The organism is Bradyrhizobium sp. CB1717, assembly GCF_029714325.1.
Classification (GTDB): domain Bacteria; phylum Pseudomonadota; class Alphaproteobacteria; order Rhizobiales; family Xanthobacteraceae; genus Bradyrhizobium.
This window is the reverse complement of sequence record NZ_CP121666.1, coordinates 299,948-319,022: the sequence shown is the minus strand read 5'-3', so window position 1 is coordinate 319,022 and position 19,075 is coordinate 299,948. Positions and strand designations below refer to the sequence as shown.

Annotated in this window: 18 protein-coding genes; 12 read left to right on the top strand and 6 right to left on the bottom strand. The window is 64.5% G+C overall.

Annotated features, from left to right (window positions below; genetic code table 11):
• Positions 1-45: 45 nt before the first annotated feature.
• Positions 46-885, bottom strand: coding sequence for an SDR family oxidoreductase (locus tag QA649_RS01510; RefSeq protein ID WP_283022654.1), 840 nt, complete (start codon positions 883-885; stop codon positions 46-48).
• Positions 886-1,106: 221 nt separating this feature from the next.
• On the opposite strand from QA649_RS01510, the gene QA649_RS01505 reads away from it, so the two are divergent.
• The 3 genes from QA649_RS01505 to QA649_RS01495 all read left to right on the top strand — a co-directional run bounded on the left by QA649_RS01505 (position 1,107) and on the right by QA649_RS01495 (position 4,578).
• On the top strand, positions 1,107-2,081 hold the full coding sequence (locus QA649_RS01505) for an NADPH:quinone oxidoreductase family protein (RefSeq protein WP_061880125.1): 975 nt from the start codon (positions 1,107-1,109) through the stop codon (positions 2,079-2,081).
• A gap of 136 nt (positions 2,082-2,217) precedes the next feature.
• Complete coding sequence (locus QA649_RS01500; protein ID WP_283022653.1) at positions 2,218-3,399, top strand: hypothetical protein; 1,182 nt, start codon at positions 2,218-2,220, stop codon at positions 3,397-3,399.
• 18 nt (positions 3,400-3,417) lie between these two features.
• The gene (locus tag QA649_RS01495) at positions 3,418-4,578 is read left to right on the top strand and encodes a TAXI family TRAP transporter solute-binding subunit (RefSeq protein WP_283022652.1); all 1,161 of its coding nucleotides are present in this window, start codon (positions 3,418-3,420) and stop codon (positions 4,576-4,578) included.
• Positions 4,579-4,744: 166 nt separating this feature from the next.
• Here the strand turns inward: QA649_RS01495 and QA649_RS01490 are convergent, their stop codons facing one another.
• Both QA649_RS01490 and QA649_RS01485 read right to left on the bottom strand, forming a co-directional pair.
• Positions 4,745-5,128: a YkvA family protein gene (locus QA649_RS01490; RefSeq protein WP_283022651.1), complete on the bottom strand. Its 384-nt coding sequence runs from the start codon at positions 5,126-5,128 to the stop codon at positions 4,745-4,747.
• A 103-nt stretch (positions 5,129-5,231) separates the two neighbouring features.
• The gene (locus tag QA649_RS01485) at positions 5,232-5,531 is read right to left on the bottom strand and encodes a 4a-hydroxytetrahydrobiopterin dehydratase (protein ID WP_026312322.1); all 300 of its coding nucleotides are present in this window, start codon (positions 5,529-5,531) and stop codon (positions 5,232-5,234) included.
• Positions 5,532-5,684: 153 nt separating this feature from the next.
• On the opposite strand from QA649_RS01485, the gene QA649_RS01480 reads away from it, so the two are divergent.
• The 3 genes from QA649_RS01480 to QA649_RS01470 all read left to right on the top strand — a co-directional run bounded on the left by QA649_RS01480 (position 5,685) and on the right by QA649_RS01470 (position 9,660).
• On the top strand, positions 5,685-7,130 hold the full coding sequence (locus QA649_RS01480; protein WP_283022650.1) for a TAXI family TRAP transporter solute-binding subunit: 1,446 nt from the start codon (positions 5,685-5,687) through the stop codon (positions 7,128-7,130).
• Positions 7,131-7,289: 159 nt separating this feature from the next.
• Complete coding sequence (locus QA649_RS01475) at positions 7,290-8,831, top strand: alkaline phosphatase D family protein (RefSeq protein ID WP_283022649.1); 1,542 nt, start codon at positions 7,290-7,292, stop codon at positions 8,829-8,831.
• Between the two features lie 115 nt (positions 8,832-8,946).
• On the top strand, positions 8,947-9,660 hold the full coding sequence (locus QA649_RS01470) for a hypothetical protein (protein ID WP_283022648.1): 714 nt from the start codon (positions 8,947-8,949) through the stop codon (positions 9,658-9,660).
• Between the two features lie 4 nt (positions 9,661-9,664).
• Here QA649_RS01470 and QA649_RS01465 read toward each other — a convergent pair whose 3' ends face one another.
• On the bottom strand, positions 9,665-10,045 hold the full coding sequence (locus QA649_RS01465) for a response regulator (RefSeq protein WP_283022647.1): 381 nt from the start codon (positions 10,043-10,045) through the stop codon (positions 9,665-9,667).
• 181 nt (positions 10,046-10,226) lie between these two features.
• Between QA649_RS01465 and QA649_RS01460 the strand changes: the two genes are divergently transcribed.
• The 6 genes from QA649_RS01460 (at position 10,227) to QA649_RS01435 (ending at position 17,249) form a co-directional block, all read left to right on the top strand.
• Positions 10,227-10,991: a Crp/Fnr family transcriptional regulator gene (locus QA649_RS01460; RefSeq protein ID WP_283022646.1), complete on the top strand. Its 765-nt coding sequence runs from the start codon at positions 10,227-10,229 to the stop codon at positions 10,989-10,991.
• Positions 10,992-11,199: 208 nt separating this feature from the next.
• Positions 11,200-11,916, top strand: a complete 717-nt coding sequence (locus tag QA649_RS01455; protein WP_283022645.1) for a prolipoprotein diacylglyceryl transferase family protein — start codon at positions 11,200-11,202, stop codon at positions 11,914-11,916.
• Positions 11,913-13,358: a radical SAM protein gene (locus tag QA649_RS01450; RefSeq protein WP_283022644.1), complete on the top strand. Its 1,446-nt coding sequence runs from the start codon at positions 11,913-11,915 to the stop codon at positions 13,356-13,358. The genes QA649_RS01455 and QA649_RS01450 overlap by 4 nt, the downstream gene beginning before the upstream one ends.
• The gene (locus QA649_RS01445) at positions 13,355-13,639 is read left to right on the top strand and encodes a hypothetical protein (RefSeq protein WP_283022643.1); all 285 of its coding nucleotides are present in this window, start codon (positions 13,355-13,357) and stop codon (positions 13,637-13,639) included. The genes QA649_RS01450 and QA649_RS01445 overlap by 4 nt, the downstream gene beginning before the upstream one ends.
• 239 nt (positions 13,640-13,878) lie before the next feature.
• Positions 13,879-15,705: a translational GTPase TypA gene (gene typA, locus QA649_RS01440; protein ID WP_018645122.1), complete on the top strand. Its 1,827-nt coding sequence runs from the start codon at positions 13,879-13,881 to the stop codon at positions 15,703-15,705.
• A 296-nt stretch (positions 15,706-16,001) separates the two neighbouring features.
• On the top strand, positions 16,002-17,249 hold the full coding sequence (locus tag QA649_RS01435) for an NAD(P)/FAD-dependent oxidoreductase (protein WP_283022642.1): 1,248 nt from the start codon (positions 16,002-16,004) through the stop codon (positions 17,247-17,249).
• Positions 17,250-17,343: 94 nt separating this feature from the next.
• On the opposite strand, the gene QA649_RS01430 is transcribed toward QA649_RS01435, so the two are convergent.
• Both QA649_RS01430 and QA649_RS01425 read right to left on the bottom strand, forming a co-directional pair.
• On the bottom strand, positions 17,344-17,751 hold the full coding sequence (locus tag QA649_RS01430) for a thiol-disulfide oxidoreductase DCC family protein (RefSeq protein ID WP_283022641.1): 408 nt from the start codon (positions 17,749-17,751) through the stop codon (positions 17,344-17,346).
• Complete coding sequence (locus QA649_RS01425) at positions 17,751-19,070, bottom strand: SDR family oxidoreductase (protein ID WP_283022640.1); 1,320 nt, start codon at positions 19,068-19,070, stop codon at positions 17,751-17,753. The genes QA649_RS01430 and QA649_RS01425 overlap by 1 nt, the downstream gene beginning before the upstream one ends.
• Positions 19,071-19,075 lie beyond the last annotated feature (5 nt).

Below are 19,075 nucleotides of genomic sequence, written 5' to 3'. Positions count from 1 at the left end.
CCGGGAAAGTTCAATTTGGGAAGGCAGTTAGCGGCAGCGGCGCGATCAGGCTTTGGATCGCGCGGCGCGCTGGGCGACCCATTGCGCGTCGGTCCAGCCGAGCAAATCCTCGGCGCCGGAACTGCGTAAATGCGCGCCGCCGTCGATCACCACCATCTCGCCGTTGATGTAGCCGGCACGGTCGGAGACCAGGAAGCTCGCGAGATCGGCGAACTCGCCGTGCTCACCGGTGCGGCCGAGCGGATTGCGCGCGGTCCAGCCCTCGTCGCGGCCCTCCGGGCGAAGCTGCCCCGATGCGCCGGCGGTGGGGAACGGCCCCGGCGCGATCGCGACGCAGCGGATGCCCTTCGGGCCCCATTCGACCGCGAGGCTCCTGGTCATTGCCAGCACCGCCGATTTCGCCATCGCCGACGGCACGGTGAAGGCGCGGCCGGTGATGGTCGAGGTCGAGAGGATCGAGAGCACCACGCCGCCATGCCTGCCCTCGATCCAGCGCCTGCCGGCGGCGAGCGTGCAATACATCGCGCCATGCAGCGTCGGCGCCAGGATCGCATCCGCGGCGCGGAAGGAGAGATGCTCACTCTGCGCGATGAACGTGGCAGCGGCGTTGTTGACGAGGATGTCGAGCGGCGCCTCGCGCCAGATTTGATCCATCATGCCGTCGACGGCGGCGCCGTCGCGGATGTCGCACGCAATGGTGGAGACCTTGCCACCGATCTGCGCGCGCATCTCGCTCGCCATCGCCTCGAGCCGGTCGAGCTTGCGGCCGCAGATCACGAGCTCGGCGCCGAGCGCGAGGAAACGGCGTCCCATCGCAGCACCGAGGCCCGAGCCGCCGCCGGTGACGAGGATGCGCTTGTCCTTGAGCAGACCCGTTTCAAACATCGTTTGAATCCTTCTTTTTGCTCTTGCTCCGTCATTGCGAGCGCAGCGAAGCAATCCGGACTTTTTCCGCGGCGCGGACTCTGGATTGCTTCGCTGCGCTCGCAATGACGAGGATAGGCCAGTGCATGGCTTCGGACAAAGAATCCGGATTGTCGCCCGTGCCTAAATCCGGCAAAACCGACCCAACTATAATTCCACTCGAAACGCCTCAAGGTGCTGCCATGAAAGCCATCCTCTGCTCGCAATATTGCCAGCCCGACGATCTCGTTCTGGCCGAGGTGCCGGATCCGGTGGCGGGCCCCGGCGAAGCCGTGATCGCGATCAAGGCGGCGGCGCTGAACTTCTTCGACATCCTGATGATCCAGGGCAAGTATCAGATCAAGCCGCCGTTCCCGTTCTCGCCGGCCGCGGAGGTCGCTGGCGTGATCGAGAGCATCGGCCCCGGCGTGACTGATCTGAAAGTCGGCGATCGCGTCGTCGCCTCCTGCGGCCACAACGGCGCGCGCGAGAAGATCGCGCTGCCGGCGGCGTCGATCGTGAAGATCCCCGACAATCTCGACTATGACCGCGCGGCCGGCATCATCATCATCTACGGCACCGCGCTGCATGCGCTGGAGGATCGCGCCAGCCCGAAGCCGGGCGAGACGCTCGCGGTGCTCGGCGCCGCCGGCGGCACCGGTTTAGCTGCCTGCGAGCTTGGCAAGCTGATGGGCCTGAAGGTGATCGCCTGCGCCTCGTCGGACGAGAAGCTCGAATTCGCGAAAGCGCATGGCGCCGAGCTCACGTTGAACTACGGCAAGGAGGATTTGAAGGAAGGCCTGCGCAAGCTGACGGGCGGCAAGGGCGTCGACATCATCTTCGATCCCGTGGGTGGTGCTTACGCCGAGCAGGCGCTGCGCTCGATCGCCTGGGAAGGCCGCTTCCTCGTGATCGGCTTTGCCGCCGGCGACATTCCGAAGATGCCGCTGAACCTCGCGCTGTTGAAGGGCTGCGATATCCGCGGCGTGTTCTGGGGTGCCTGGACCCGGCTCAACCCGGCGAAGAACCGCGCCAATCTCGAGAAGCTCGTGAAGTGGACCGCGGAAGGAAAGATTTCATCGCATGTCGACCGCACCTTCCCGCTGGCGCAAACGGCGGATGCGCTGAAGGTGCTGGCGGGCCGTCAGGCCATGGGCAAGGTGATCCTGCATCCGTGATCGCGATGTCATCGCGACGCTGTTTCAGCATGCTCAACTGTCGTCGCCCGGCTCGACCGGGCGATCCACTATTCCAGAGACGCCAGTGATTTAGCCGAGAAGCCGCGGCGTACTGGATGCCCGGTCGAGCCGGGGCATGACGGCGGCGGGCGTGGCAGACGGCGTCGATAACCGCGACATCGTAAGGTTGCGCACACCGGCCGCCCGGAAAAAAATCCCTCAACCAACGCGGGCAAAATTGCGGTGCATTTCGCCGCGCCGCCGCAATCAAACCCAAATATATCCAGATTCGCGCAAACCGCCGTCGTTTTTTGGGCTGAATCGGACGGCGATTTACCGGTTCCAGTTTGCGGGGCGCTTCTGGACAAAAACAAGAAGACTGAAGCCGGGACGGCCCCTGCGTTGCGTCAGTAATGGGGAGCATCACACCATGGAGACGACGGCCTACCGTCCGTCGAAGGAGTCGCACGCGCTCGACTCCAATCGATCTGCATCACATTCGTCCACCGCGGACTACATCCGTGCGCGGGCCAAACGTGCCGAACTTCCACAGGACGATCCAATTCCGCTGTTTCTGTCCGATCCGCGCGGAGCACCAGACCCACAGGAATATACGCCGCTGGCGCTCCGGCCCAGAACCAGGATCGCGCCGCTTGTCGCTGCCGGGCTTGCGATATCCGCCGCGGCGATCGCGGCCGTGCTGTTTCAGTCCGAGCTGCGTAGTCTCCTCGCCGACTATGCCGGCAGCGTGACAAGTGCAGCTCAGGCCAGTCTGCCGGCCGTACGCCAGGTCCCGCTCAAGGACCCCGGCCGCGTGACCGACACGACGCCGGCGAGCGCCGACAAGCAAGAGCTTCCGGTGCCCTCGACGCCAAGCCGTGAAGCGATTGCGACCGCTTACCAGACCGCGCTGCAAGCGCAAAGCCAAGTCCAAGGTCAAGTCCAAGGTCAAGTCCAAGGCCAAGTCCAAAGCCAAGTCGAAGCGCCAGCTCCGGCGCCCGTCGCGGCGCAGCCTGCGCCGCCCGAGCCTGCCAAAACGCTCGATGCCGACACGCTGGCGGGACTGATGACGCGCGCCAGACGCCTGATCAGCGTCGGCGACATCGCTGCCGCGCGCCTGCTGCTCGAACGCGCCGCCAACGCGAAGGACGCAACGGCCGCGCTGCTGCTGGCGCAGACCTACGACCCCGCGGTGCTCGGCACCAGCGACGCGCGGAGCATCATTCCCGACGCAGCCGCCGCGCGCGACTGGTACCAGCGCGCCGCCAGCCTTGGATCGGCTGAAGCGCGCAAGCGCCTCGCCCAGCTCTCGAACTAGACCATTTCAGAGGACATCATGCGCAACGTTTTAAAAATGGCGCTTGCCGCCATCACGACCATCTGCGCCTTCGCGGCTCATGCCGAGCAGGGCGAATACGATCCGGCCAAGGTCTCTGACAGCCTGAAGGCCATCTTCCAGTTCGGCTCGAACTCGACCAAGCAGTCGCTGAACGCCAACACCGTCACGCTGATCACGGGCACGATCGGCGGCACCTATGTGCAGTTCGGCGCCGACCTCGCCTCGGTGCTCGACGACGGCAACAAGATCCGCGTGCTGCCGATCGTCGGCCGCGGCTCGGTGCAGAGCGTCGCCGACATCCTGTTCCTGCAAGGTGTCGATCTCGGCGTCGTGCGCGCCGACACGCTCGACTATCTCGAGCGCAAGGGCTTTGCCAAGGACATCAAGAAACAGTTCACTTACGTGACCAAGCTCTACAATGAAGAGATGCAGGTCATCGCGCCGAAGTCGGTCGCGACGCTGAAGGATCTCGAGGGCAAGAAGGTCAGCGTCGATCTGCCCAATGGCGGGACCTTCGTCACTGCACTGACGGTGTTCGAGCGGCTCGGGATCAAGGCGAACTTCGTCTATGTCGAGCAGCGCATCGCCATGGAGAAGCTGAAGGCCGGCGAGATCGACGCCGTCATCGTGGTCGGCGGCAAGCCGTACAAGTCGGTCTCGACCTTCGGCAATGACGGCCGCTTCCATCTCGCCAAGGTCGACTACGCCAAGCCGCTGCAGAGCGACTATCTGCCGGCGACGCTGACGGCGAAGGACTATCCGAACCTGATCAAGGAGGGCGAGAGCGTCGACACCATCGCGGTGCCCGCGGTGCTCGCGGCCTATAATTGGGCGCCCAACACCGAGCGCTATCGCAAGCTTGCGCTGTTCGTGGACGCGTTCTTCACGAAATTCCCGGCGCTGCAGAACCCGCCCTTCCATCCCAAGTGGAAGGAGGTCTCGCTCGCGGCGCCGCTGTCCGGCTGGAACAGATTGCCGGTGGCGCAGCAATGGCTCGACAAGCACGGCGTCGAGCCGGTGACGCGACAGCGCTTCGAAGCGTTCCTGAAGCAGACCCCGACCGCCGCAAACGTGTCCGATGCGGACAAGGAAACGCTGTTCAAGCAATTCCAGGTATGGGACGCGGAGAAAGCGCGGGCGGAGGCGGGGAAGAAGTAGCTCTCCGGATGTCGTCCTGGCGAAAGCCAGGACCCATAACCACAGGGAGAGGTTTGACGAAGACTTGGAGTGAGCACCGCCCGCAACCATTGCCGGACGGGGTAATGGGTCCTGGCTTTCGCCAGGACGACATTAGTGGGTGTGGCTACGGCCGTGCCGCCAACGGCTACTCCGCCGCTTCCCCCTCCTCCACGCCGCGCTTCAGCGCGGCGCGGGCGGCTTCGCGGTGCTCGGTCGTGATGTGGGTGGCGACCATGCGGATGGCGGTGGCGAGCACGGCGGCGTCATCGGTGAAGCCGAGGATCGGCATCACGTCGGGAACGAAGTCGAACGGCAGGATGAAATAGGCGATCGCCCCAAGCAGCGACGCCTGGACATGGCGCGGCGTCTGCCGGTCGAAGGCGCAGTAATAGGCCGCGAGGAGATCCTCGGCGAACGGCAGTTGCGCGGCGACGCGCTTCAGCTTGCGCCAGAAGCGGCGGCGGACGCTCTCACGATCTTCCGCAAGCCGATCGGCCGGCTCGAAGCCGACGCTGTGCTCGGCAGCCATGCTCCAACTCCCCGTTCAGCGAGGGGCGGCGGATCGCCGCATGCCCTGCTGATCACAAGATGGGGATGCGGCCGGCCGCTGCAAGATGTCAGCCTGGTGTCAGCTAAGCCGTCAGCTTGGCGATCGCATTCATCGCCTTGGCGAGCTCGATGTCGAGCGCCGTGACGCCGCCGGCATCATGGGTCGACAGCACCACCTCCACGGTCTTGTAGACGTTCCGCCATTCGGGGTGATGGTCCATCTTCTCGGCGACCAGGGCCGCGCGGGTCATGAAGCCGAAGGCCTCGTTGAAATCCTTGAAGACAAAGGTTTTCGCGATTGCGTCGCGACCCCCGACCTCGCTCCAGCCGGGAATACCACCCAGTGCCTGCTTGCGTGCTTCCGCCGCCAGCCGTTCTGCCATGATCGTCTCCATGCTTCAGGGGAACTTTACCCTAACACCGTGCTTACGGTCAGGGTTCACATTGGGATTTCCTCCATCCGCTAACCATGACGGAGATGTAACCCCGCCGGACAAGAAATTTGCTACAATTGCGGGCCTAAATCGCCGGCCGAGATGAAGCTGAGCCTGAAACGCCTGTTTGGGAGATCGATGACCGGGGGTCTGGACCTGGCCGAAGCGCCCACTCCGCCTTCGCCGCGATCAGCGGCGCGGAAGACCGCGCTCGTGTCCCTCGCGCTGGTGCTTGCGATCATCGGCGCGCTCGTCGGCGGCTATTATTTCGCGATGCGTCCGGTGACGCTGAAGGTTGCGGTCGGCCCCGCCAACAGCGACGACGTCAAGGTCGTGCAGGCGCTGTCGCAGGCCTTCTCGCAGAACAAGAGTTATGTGCGGCTGCGTCCGATCCAGACCGACGGCGCCACCGCCAGCGCCGAGGCGCTCGCGGAGGGCAAGGTCGATCTCGCCATCGTGCGCGGCGACGTCGACGTGCCGAAGAACGCGCAGGCGGTCGCGACCCTGCGCAAGAACGTCGTGGTGCTGTGGTCCGTCCAGGGCAAGGGCAAGAAGAAGGGCGCCAAGATCACCAAGATCGCGCAGCTCGCCGGCCATCGCGTCGGCGTGGTCGGCCGCACCCAGGCCAACGTCAATCTGCTCAAGGTGATCCTGCAGCAATACGGCGTCGATCCCGCCAAGGTCGAGATCATCCAGTTTCCGGCCAACGAAGCCGCCGAGGCGATCAAGGCCCAGAAGGCCGATGCCTATCTCGCCGCCGGCCCCGTCAACAGCAAGATCACGGCGGAGGCCATCGCTGCCTCCACCAAGGATTTCGGCACGCCGACCTTCCTTGCCATCGATTCCGCCGACGCGATCGCGCAGAATCATCCGGTCTATGAAGCCTCCGAGATTCCCGCCGGCACCTATGGAGGCTCGCCCGATCGTCCCGACGACGAGGTCAAGACCATCAGCTTCTCGCACCACATCGTGGCGCGCAAAGCCGTGTCCGACACCACCATCGCGGCGTTCACGCGACAGCTGTTCGCCGTGCGGCAGCAGCTGGTGACGGAATTCCCGCTGGCGGCCAAGATCGAGACGCCCGACACCGACAAGGACGCGGTGATCCCCGTGCATCCCGGCGCCGCCGCCTTCGTCGACGGCGAGGAGAAGACCTTCCTCGACAAATACAGCGATTACATCTGGTGGGGCCTGATGGCGCTCTCCGCCATGGGCTCGATCGGCGCCTGGTTCGCCGGCTACCTGAAGAAGGACGAGCGCGACAACAACAGCCATCTGCGCGAGCGCCTGCTCGACATGATCGCGGCCGCACGCAAGAGCGAGACGACGGAAGAGCTCGACCAGATGCAGACCGAGGCCGACGAGATCCTGCGCGACACGCTGCACTGCTTCGATCACGGCGCGATCGAGGAAGGAGGGCTCACTGCCTTCAACATCGCGCTCGATCAGTTCCACGCCGCCGTCGCCGACCGCAAGGCGGTGCTGATGAGCCTGCCGCAAAACCTGCAACGCGCGGGTGCGCAATTCAGGGCCGCCGGCAACGCGTAAGGGTTTGCCCGCGTTATTGCTGCGTCACATTGTCTCAATATAGCTTCCACCGTCATTCCGGGGCGCGCAGGGCGCGTACCCGGAATCTCGAGATTCCGGGTCTGGTCCTTCGGACCATCCCGGAACGACAGCGCAAGATCGCCAGCCCGCGAGCCAGCCATGAACATCAAATTCTCCCGCCGCCGTTTCCTCACGACCGGCGCTGGCTCGCTCGGCGCCATCGCAATGCCCTATCTGTCGCGTGCAGCCGACCGGCCGGCGGTCACTCACGGCGTGCAGTCGGGCGACGTCACCGTCGACGGCGGGGTGGTGTGGGCGCGCGCCGACCGTCCATCGCAGATGCTGGTCGAGGTGGCGACGACCGAGTCCTTCAAGGACGTCCGCGCGCTGCCGCCGATCGCGGCGCTGCCCGAGAGCGACTTCACCGCGAAGATGCTGATCGAGAACCTGCCGGGCGGACAGGACATCTTCTATCGCGTCCGCTTCCGCGATCTCTCGCACAGCGCGGTCGAGGGCGAGTCCGTCGTCGGCCGCTTCCGCACCGCGCCGGCCGACCGCCGCGACGTCAGCTTCGTCTGGGGCGGCGACGTCGCAGGCCAGGGCTGGGGCATCAACCCTGACGACGGCGGCATGTTCACCTTCGCGGCGATGCGCAAGCACCGTCCCGACTTCTTCCTGCACTCGGGCGACACGATCTATGCCGACGGTCCCATTGCATCCGAGGTGAAGCTCGCCGACGGCAAGATCTGGAAGAACGTCACGGCTCCCGAGAAGGCCAAGGTCGCCGAGACGCTGGACGAGTACCGCGCCGCGCACAAATACAATCTCACCGATGACAATCTCCGTGCCTTCAATGCCGAGGTGCCGATCTTCGTGCAGTGGGACGACCACGAGGTGACCAACAACTGGTCGCTGTCGAAAGAGCTGCCCGCCGCCTACAAGGTGCGCGACATCGAGCTGCTCGCAGCTCGCGCGGGCCGCGCCTTCCATGAGATGTACCCGATGCGGGAAAGCATCAATGAGCCAGGCCGCGTCTACCGCCAGATCTCTTACGGACCGCATCTCGACGTGTTCGTGCTCGACGAGCGCAGCTATCGCGGCCCGAACGGCGCCAATCTCGAAACTGCCTACGGTCCCGCCAGCTACTTCCTCGGCCCGAACCAGATCGCCTGGCTCAAGCGCGGCCTTTTGAATTCGCGCGCGACATGGAAGGTGATCGCGTCCGACATGCCTATCAGCCTGATCGTCTCGGACACGCCGCAGGGCGGCTCGGAAGCCATTGCGCAGGGCGACGGACCGGTGCGCGGCCGCGAGTTCGAGATCGCCGACATCCTCCGCTTCATCAAGACGGCACCGATCAGCAACACGGTGTGGCTGACGGCGGACGTGCATTACGCCGCCGCGCATTATTACGATCCGAACAAGGCGCAATTCCAGGAGTTCGAGCCGTTCTGGGAATTCGTCTCGGGTCCGCTGCACGCCGGCACGTTCGGACCCAACGCGCTCGACAACACCTTTGGGCCCGAGGTGCGCTTCGTCAAGGCGCCGGGCAAGGACAGCCAGAACCTACCGCCGTCAGCGGGCATGCAGTTCTTCGGTCACGTCAGGATCGACGGCGCGTCCGGCCAGATGACGGTGACCTTGCGCGACCGCGCCGACGTCGCGCTGTGGTCGACCACGCTCGATCCAAAGCTTGCCTGACGGCCAATTTGAAGCCGGATGGCCGTGAACCATCCGGCCGGCCCGGACGACAATTGCAGGCGCCCGCGCATTTTCGAGGGCCTGATGCCGTCCGAGCCATTTTCGAGTTGCAGCCGTGCCGTTCAGCCGCCGAACGTTCGTGATCGCGCTCCTGCTGGGCGCAGCGTCCCCGACATGGGCGCAGAGCCAGGACAAGGCAACGCTGGTGCGCGAAGCCTTCGCCTCGCCCTATGGCAAGGCGCTGACCGCCGAACTTGGCAAGTCACTGCGCGCGAGCGCCGATCCGGCATGCCTGACGGACAAGGGGTTAGCTGCCGATCAGCTCGGACCGCGCGGCCGCGACATCGTCATCACATGGGGCACGCGCATGCTGGAAGGCGCATCGGCGTTCATCGACCGGCAGAACTCCGACAATCCATTTGCCGGCGCAGCCGAATTGGAAAGCCTTAAGAGCAATCCGGACGTGAAGCGCTATCTCGCGATGGAGGAGCCGATACGTCAGGCGAAGATCCTGGATTTGATCTTCGAGCATTTCGACCGCTACAACGTGATCGCGCGCGTGAAGCTTGGAGCGGTCTATCCATTGGAGACCGGCAACGAAGCCCTGCTCCGTCTCAATCCGACCGATGCAACTGAAGAACGGTTGGAGAGGTTCGCCGGCAAGGGTCGTTCGAAGGCGCTGAAACGTTTCCTGCAATTGTCCGATCAACAGGCGATTGCGCAGAGTGCGGCGATCAAGAAGGCCTCATCGCCGCCGCCGCTTCCGCACACATTCTTCAAGGGCGTCGAGAGTGACCTCGCCGAGCTCTGCATTCGCTCCGGCAAATAGGCCGTCAGGTACCCCGCACCTGTAGCGCCGCCTCCAGCGCGTCGCTCGAGCACGGCTTTTGCAGGCGCGGCTGGCCGGCGAATTCGGGCGGAATCCGCGCGTCGGCACCGTAGCCGGTGACGAAGACGAACGGAATCTTCAGCGCGACCAGCCGCTCGGCGATCGCAAAGCTCGTCTCGCGGATCAGCTCGACATCGAGCAGCGCAAAGTCGGGAGCGTGCTTTGCGATTGCCTCCAGCGCCTGCGTCACCGAGCCGACGCTCCGCACGCTCGTCACACCGAATCCGATGAGCCGATCCTCAAAATCGATCGCAATGATCGGATCGTCTTCGACGATCAGGACATCGGCGGGCCGGCCTGAGCCATTGGAAAGTGCGGGTGCCATGATCGCATCTTCTGCGTGAGGTTTTTTCGGATCAGGACTGCCGCGACACGATGCCTGCGCCCAGCGCATCGGAGGGTTCCCGGAACGAAACCCACCACATCGCCGTTCTCCAGTCTGTCCACTTGTGCACACAGGAAATGGACGGAACTCGCTAATGTGGAAAGGAGAACAGGGGTTCACGATGGATGCGCGCATCGACAAGACGAGCGAGGTCGAAAGCCGACCGGCCAACAATCTGCTGCGGCGCTTGAACCAGGCGGACTATGCGCTGCTCGCGCAATACGTCACCGTCGAAGACTCCGCCGCGAACCAGTTGCTCTACAATCCCGGCGATGACGTCCAGGTCGTCCACTTCCCCTGCGGACCGGCGCTCGCGACCTTTCTTGTGCCCAATGAGGACGGCCGCGACGTCGAGACGATCCTGGTCGGCCGCGAGGGTGCGGTGGGCGGCATCGTCAGCGAAGGTTTCCTGCCGGCCTACACCCGCATCTGCGTCAAGTTCGGCGGTCCGTTTGCACGCATCCATGTCGCCAAGCTCGAAGCAGCCAAGCTGCGCTCGGCGTCGCTACGCAACATTTTCGTCCGCTACGCCGACTGCATGCTGGCGCAGATCTTCCAGTCCACCGCCTGCAACGCCATCCACTCGATCGAGCAGCGCACGGCGAAATGGATTTTGGCTGCAATGGAGCGGACCGGCGACGAGAGCAGCGTGCCGTTGACGCATGAGCAGCTCGCGACGCTGCTCGGGGTCGGGCGCAGCTATGCGAGCCGCGTGCTCCAGTCGTTCAGGGCCGAAGGCGTGCTCGACACGCGGCGCGGATCGATCCTGGTCCGCAACCGCGACGGCCTGAAGCTGCGCGCCTGCCTGTGCAATGACGCCGTGAAGATGCATTTCGAGGAGGTGCTGCGCGGGGTGTATCCGACCGAGGAGCGGCAGGCCGGGTAGAGGCTGCGTGTTCTCCTTCTCCCCTTGTGGAAGAAGGTGGCGCGGAGCGCCGGATGAGGGGTCTCTCTCCGCACGGAAAACGCGGAGACAAACCCCTCACCCGAGCGCGCTAGTGTCTACCAGCGTCGCTGCCCTCTCCCGCAGGGGGAGAGGGCACAATAAGACGCAGCCACTCCATCGAACGTGACCGTGCTATACTGACCCCGGCATGAGCGGGGCTTTCCTTCACACTCTCTTCGACATCGCGGCGTGGCTGGCGGCGGCAGCGGCGCTCTCCTGGCTGTCACGACGCGGCTTGCGGTTTCCGGCACAATCGTTCGAGCTGCCCTATATCGCCGCGCTGGTGTTCGGCGCCGGGCTCGGCGCCTACCTGTTCGGGTCCGCCAATCTGTGGCTGTCGGGGCAGAGCGGCATTGCGCGCTCGGTGGAAGGCGCGCTTGCCGGGGGCATCGTGGCGATCGAGCTCTACAAATGGACCGCCGGGATCACGGTCCGAACCGGCGCGCGTTTCGCGCTGCCGCTGGCCGTCGGCATCGCGATCGGGCGGCTCGGCTGCTACTTCGCGGGCCTCGACGATTTCACCTATGGCACGCCGACAGCGCTGCCCTGGGCTCATGATTTCGGCGACGCCGTTCTCCGCCATCCCGTGCAGCTCTATGAGAGCGCGGCAATGGGCTTTTTCGCGTTTGCCTATGTGCTTGCGGTCTTGAACCGGAATACGTTCGCGATCACCAATGGATTCTATCTGGTGCTCGCCTGTTACGGAGCGCAACGCTTCCTGTGGGAATTCCTCAAGCCCTATGGCACGCTGATCGGCCCCTTCACCCTGTTTCACCTGCTGTCGCTGTCCATCCTGCTCTATGCCGCAATCATGCTGGCGACGGCGCCCAAAGCGAGACGCTTACAAAACGAGTCACTTGCATGAACGCACCGTTGCGTAAGCCGCGTCCCTACATCTTCTGGGGCCAGACCCAATCCCTCTGCGAGACCTGCCTGAAGCTGGTGCCGACCAAGATCCAGATCCTCGACAACGAGGTCTGGTACGAGAAGCGCTGCAAGGAGCACGGCGTGCAGTCGACGCTGGTGTCGACGGATGCCGCCTATTGGCGCCAGTGCAAGGACTTCATCAAGCCGGGCGACCGGCCGCTGCAATTCCAGCAGCGCACCGAATTCGGCTGTCCCTATGATTGCGGCCTCTGTCCCGACCACGAGCAGCATTCCTGCCTGGCGCTGATCGAGATCACCGAGCACTGCAATCTCACCTGCCCGGTCTGCTTCGCCGAATCCTCGCCGGCACGAACCAAATTCACCCCGCTCGCGACGGTGGAGAAGATGCTCGACGCGCTGGTCGCCAGCGAAGGCGAGCCCGACCTCGTGCAGATTTCCGGCGGCGAGCCGACGCTGCATCCTGACTTCTTCGAGATCCTGGACGCCGTGCGCGCCCGCCCGATCCGCCACGTCATGATCAACACCAACGGCCTGCGCATCGCCCGCGAAAAGGATTTTGTGGCGCGGCTCGCCGAGAACAGGCGCGGGCTGGAGGTCTATCTCCAGTTCGATTCGCTTCAGCGCGATGCGCTGATCAACCTGCGCGGCGCGGATTTGCGGAAAATTCGCCAGCAGGCGTTGGAGAATCTCGAGCATTTTGGCGTGTCGACCACGCTGGTCGCGACCATCAAGCGCGGCGTCAACGATGGCGAGATCGGCGACATCGTGCGCCATGCCCTCACCTGGAAGTGCGTGCGCGGTGTCACCTTGCAGCCGGTGCAGGATGCCGGCCGCAACGAGAGTTTCGACAAGACCACCGACCGCATCATGCTCTCGGAGATCCGCAAGCGCGTCGTCGAGACCGGCGTGTTCGGCGACAAGGACATGATTCCGCTGCCCTGCAACCCCGAAAGCATCTCGATCGGCTACGGCCTGCGCAATGGCGAGAAGGTGCTGCCGCTGACCTCGCTGATTCCGCAGGAACAGCTGGTTGCGGTGATGCCCAACACCATCAGCCCGGAAAAATATCCGATGCTGCGGGAGAAATTCATCGATCTGTTCTCGCTGTCGTCGGGGCCGCTGAACACGTCCGAGCGCGTCTGCGAATTGTTGTGCTGCCTGCCGAGCTTCCAGGTGCCGGAAGGGCTCTCCTACGAGAACGTCTTCCGCGTCACCATCGTGCAGTTTCTCGACCGCTTCAATTTCTGCGTCGGCAACGTCAAGCGCAGCTGCATCCATTTCGTGACGGAGCAAGGCGCGATCATTCCGTTCGACACCTACAATCTGTTCTACCGGAACGGTGCGATCGGCCGGATTCGCGCCGAGCTCGAAGGGCAGACTTATCGCGAGGCAAGGCAAAGCGAAGAGGCACCCCGATGAGCGACACGCCACCGCCGCTTCTGCCGCCCGTCCCGACGCCCGGCGAGGCACGCAGCGGCTGCCTCACCGCGCTCATGGTGATTTCGGGGGTGATCCTGCTGCTTCCGGGGCTCTGCGCCCTGCTGTTCGGCGGGGCCTCGGTGGTCGAGGGGGGCAAGATCGATTCCGACATCGCGCCGCTGGTCTTCCTGGGGCTGGTCGTCGGCATCGGGGGCGTCGTCCTGATCTGGGCGGCGATCAAGGGGCGAAAGGCCCCTACCCATCCCGGAACCCGGCCCTAAGCCCCGGGAATTCCCGGACAAAATTCAGTCAACCAAGGGCCAAAGAACACATTGTTTTTTGGCGGTTTTTGCATATATTGCGGCGCAAACGCGTAGGGTGCCCGGTCGAGCTGACCGGGCTTCCTTTTTGGGCGAAGCAGGCCCCGTTTTCCACGTTTCCAGCGTTGTCCGTGAAGAGGTCCCGGTCTGACCGGCGAGATCGCGCTTAACCCATTGTTCGACCGCAAAGAAGCCCACACATGAACCTTCGCAACGTCGCCATCATCGCCCACGTCGACCACGGCAAGACGACCCTCGTCGACAAGCTCCTCCAGCAGTCCGGCACGTTCCGCGAGAACCAGAAGGTGACGGATCGCGCCATGGACTCCAACGACCTGGAGCGTGAGCGCGGCATCACAATCCTGGCCAAGGCGGCCTCGGTGCAGTGGAAGGACACCCGCGTCAACATCGTCGACACCCCCGGCCACGCCGATTTCGGCGGCGAGGTCGAGCGCATCCTGAACATGGTGGACGGCGCCCTGGTGCTGGTCGACGCCGCCGAAGGCCCACTGCCGCAGACCAAATTCGTGGTCTCCAAGGCACTCAAGGTCGGCCTCAAGCCGATCGTGGTCATCAACAAGGTCGACCGCCCCGACGCGCGCCCGACCGAGGTCATCAACGAGGTGTTCGACCTGTTCGCGGCGCTGGACGCCAGCGAGGAGCAGCTCGACTTCCCCATTCTTTATGGATCAGCCAAGCAGGGCTGGATGGCCGAGAGCCCCGAGGGTCCGAAGGACAAGGGCATGGAGCCGCTGTTCGACCTGATCCTGCGTCACGTCGCGCCGCCCAAGGTCGAGGAAGGTCCGTTCAAGATGATCGGCACCATCCTGGAGGCCAACCCCTATCTCGGCCGCATCATCACCGGCCGCATCTCGTCCGGCGTGCTGAAGCCGAACCAGCAGGTCAAGGTGCTGAACGCCGAGGGCAAGCTGGTCGAGTCCGGGCGCATCACAAAAATCCTGGCGTTCCGCGGCCTCGAGCGCACCCCGCTCGATGAAGCCGAAGCCGGCGACATCGTCGCCATTGCGGGCCTGACCAAGGGCACCGTCGCCGACACCTTCTGCGACCCCACCGTCGAGGTGCCGCTGCCGGCGCAGCCGATCGATCCGCCGACCGTGTCGATGTCGTTCATCGTCAACAACTCCCCGCTCGCCGGCACCGAAGGCGACAAGGTGACGAGCCGCATGATCCGCGACCGTCTCTTGCGCGAGGCCGAGGGCAATGTCGCGCTGCGCGTCGTCGAGGCCGCCGACAAGGACGCGATGGAAGTGTCGGGCCGCGGCGAACTCCAGCTCGCGATCCTGATCGAGACCATGCGCCGCGAAGGTTTCGAGCTCTCGGTGTCGCGTCCGCGCGTCGTCTACCAGAAGGACGAAGCGACCGGCGCCACCATGGAGCCGATCGAGGAGGTCGTGATCGACGTCGACGAGGAGCATTCCGGCGTCGTCGTGCAGAAGATGAGCGAGCGCAAGTCCGAGCTGATCGAGATGAAGCCGTCCGGCGGCAACCGTCAGCGCCTGGTGTTCTACGCGCCGACCCGCGGCCTGATCGGCTATCAGGGCGAGCTGCTCACCGACACCCGCGGCACCGCGATCATGAACCGCCTGTTCCACGGCTATGCGCCGTACAAGGGCGAGATCCAGGGCCGCCGCAACGGCGTCCTGATCTCCAACGACCAGGGCGAGGCGGTGGCCTACGCCATGTTCAAGCTCGAAGACCGCGGCCCGATGATGATCGAGCCGGGCTGGAAGGTCTACAAGGGCATGATCGTCGGCGAGCACACCCGCGACAACGATCTCGAGATCAACGTGCTCAAGGGCAAGCAGCTCACCAACATCCGCACCACGTCGAAGGACGAAGCGGTGCGCCTGACCCCGCCGATCCGCATGACCCTGGAAAAGGCGCTCGCCTATATCGAGGACGACGAGCTCGTCGAGGTCACCCCGAAGTCGATCCGCCTGCGCAAGAAGCACCTCGACCCGAACGAGCGCAAGCGCGCGGAAAAGGCCAAGGAAGCGGTGGCGTAAGGCCGCCGCGCCTCAGTGCCGCAGGGTGGGCAAAGCGCAAGCGTGCCCACCACTTGATAGCCTCGTAGGCAACGGTGGCACGGCGCAAGAGCGCCTTTGCCCAGCCTACGAAACTCAACGACTGTCATGTCCCGGCTTGACCGGGGCATCCAGTACGCCGCGGCTTCTCGGCTCTATAACGACTGCCTCTGGAATACTGGATCACCCGCTCCAGTGCGCAATTGCGCACAAGGCGGGTGATGACAGCCGACTTGTGGTGGCTTTAGCGCACATTCCGAACGTGCTAGAGCCCGCCCATGACCTCCCTGCCCTCCTCCGTTGACGTCGCGATCATCGGTGCCGGTGCAGCCGGCCTCGGCGCCGCGCATGCGCTTGATGGCTCCGGCCTCTCCGTGATCGTGCTGGAGGCCCGCGATAGGCTCGGCGGCCGCGCCTGGACGGTGCAGGCCTCGCCCGAGGTGACCTTCGACGTCGGCTGCGGCTGGCTGCATTCCGCCGACAAGAATTCCTTCGTCGCAATCGCCAAGCAGCTCGGTTTCGAGCTCAACAAAGACCTGCCGCCCTGGCGCGAGCGCGCCTACGGCAATGCGTTTCCGCAAAGCGAGCGCGACGACTTCATGCGCGCGATGGATGCGTTCTACGAGCGCATGTGGAAAGCCGCGCAGAAGGGCAAGGACGAGCCCGCGAGCCTGAGCCTGGAGCCTGGCAATCGCTGGAATCCGATGATCGATGCGATCTCGACCTATATCAACGGCTGCGAGCTGAAGGATATGTCGACGCTGGACTGGGACGCCTATGAGGACACCAACCTCAACTGGCGCGTCCGTCGCGGTTATGGCGCGCTTGTTGCGGCCTATGGCGCGCCCTGCCCGCTGGCGCTGAGCTGCAACGTCACGCTGATCGATCATTCGGGAAAGCGCATCCGCATCGAGACGTCGCGGGGCACGCTGGATGCCGGCAAGGTGATCGTCACAGTGCCGACCAATCTCATGGCCGATGAGGCCATCCGCTTCTCGCCGCCGCTCCCCGCCAAGGTCGATGCCGCCGCCGGCCTGCCGCTCGGCGTCGACGACAAGGTGACGCTGGCGCTCGAGGATGCCGAAGCCTTCCCGAAAGAAGCAAACCTGCGCGGCGCCACCATGCGCACGGAGATGGGCACCTATCACATCCGCCCGTTCGGCCAGCCCTGCATCGAAGGATTCTTCGGCGGCAGCTTTGCCCGCGCGCTGGAAGATTCCGGCGAAGGCGCCATCGCCGCGCACAGCATCGACGAGATCGCGGGTTTCCTCGGCAACGATATCAGGCGCAAGCTAAAGCCGCTGTACGAATCGCGCTGGGCGAGTGATCCGTTTGCACGCGGCTCCTATTCGCACGCGCTGCCGGGGCATGCGGGAGATCGCGCGGTGCTGGCCGCGCCGGTGGATGGACGGCTGTTCTTCGCCGGCGAGGCGACGTCGCCGACCTTCTTCACGACAGCGCATGGCGCGCGGGATGGTGGTGAGCGGGCGGCGCGGGAGGTGCTGGCGGCTTTGAGCAAGCCGTAATCGCACACTCCGTCATTGCGAGCGCAGCGAAGCAATCCAGACTGCCGCCGCGGAAAAGAATTCTGGATTGCTTCGCTGCGCTCGCAATGACGGGCTACTCAATCACCCTTCCCCGCAAATCAGCATCAGGCACGAAGCACGCATCATACTTTCCAAAAATGCGATAGCGGTTGCGCGCGATGAGGTTGTAGATCGGGTCCCGCAGCGGCTTCGGCACGGCAAACAACGCGCGCACCCAGCCCCAACCGGGAAGCAGCGAGAGCACCGTTAGCGCGGCATCCGATTTCATGAACACTTCGCCGCCGTGAACGACGGCGTTGGTGTCGGGATCGCCGGGGTCGATGCCGAACGTCCGCGCCAAACGCGCCCCATAATCCGACTGGATCGGCGTGAAGCGAAAGCGCTTTGCCGTATCGCGCTTGGCGACGAACCGAATCCAGCGCGAGCAGAAGATGCAAACACCGTCGAACAGGATCACGTCGTCGTCGGGCCACTTACTCATCAGCGATTGTCCAGTATCAAGAGCGCGACCAGCATCAGCACGATCGCCGGCCCGGTCTTCACCAGCGCGCCAAGCGGCTCGATCCAGAGGTCGGGCGTGAGAATCGCCGCGCCGAGCATGTAGCCGAGCGAGGCGGCGATGCCTGCGACCAGCCCAATCGCGGCCGTGCGGCGGAAGGCGATCAGTAGGCCGATGCTCATGTCCATCAGGCTGGTGCCGATGGTGATGGGATCGACCAGCACGTGCGGAAAGTTGTGCGCGCTCAAGATGCCGGCGGCGGCGCGATAAGACACGAACAGCGCGATGAAGCCGGAGACGAGCCAGAATGCGACCAGGCTCGCGACAATCAGCGCCTTGACCAGGAACAGCCGCGCGAACCATTTGTCCTGGATCGTGGCGGGGTGGCGTCCGATCGTCTCAGCCAGCGTCTTCGGCACGATGCCTGTAGCGGCGATCCAGGCCGAGGGATCGCCCGTCACGCCGCGGCGGAGCTCGGCAATGGCCGTGGAGCGCATCGGCGGCATCCAGCCGAGACAACTGGCGAGATCGCCGGTTTTCGCACCGAGATCGAGCATGAAGGCCGGCATCGCGATGCGTGGCCAGCCGGCCGTGCCGAACGCATGGCGAAACTGCTTGATGACGCCGGCCATGGTGAGAGGCTCTGCCTGCATCAGGTCCCAGCTCACCGCTTTGACGGTGGCATCGTCGATGTCGCGCGCGGCAAGCCAGGCGATGATGGCCGAAATATCCTCGATCGCAACGGGCTGAAATGGCGTTGCCATCTCCTTGTCCGGCAGGTCGAGCGGAAAGGCAGCGAGCGCCCGCAGCATCGCGCTGCCGCCATAGGCTGATGGTGCGACCACGAAGCCGGGGCGCAGGATGGCGTAGGGAATGCCTGATACCGCGATCAGCCGTTCGGCCTCGCGCTTGGTCGTCGCGAAGGCTGTCCGATCGGCATCGGCGGTGCCGGGAATCGAGATGTGTACCATCCGGATCGTACGACCGCTGTCGGCAACAGCCTGAAGCAGCCGCGCGACAAAATCGCGATGCACGGCGCCTGTGTCGCTGCCCGGACCATCCTGGAGCACGCCGAGACAGTTCACGACGAGATCGACAGAGTGCTCGCTGAGCATGCGCGTCAGCCCGGTCGCGTCGAGCGAGAGGATCGGCAGCTCGATATCCAGCGCGCTCATTGTCTGCGACGGCGACAGCCTGCGAGCCACACCGACCACGCGAAAACCCCGCGCGCGCAGATCGTCCGTAACGAAGCGGCCGATCAGGCCGGAGGCGCCGAGCACGAGGATGGTTTTTGGGTTCATCACGT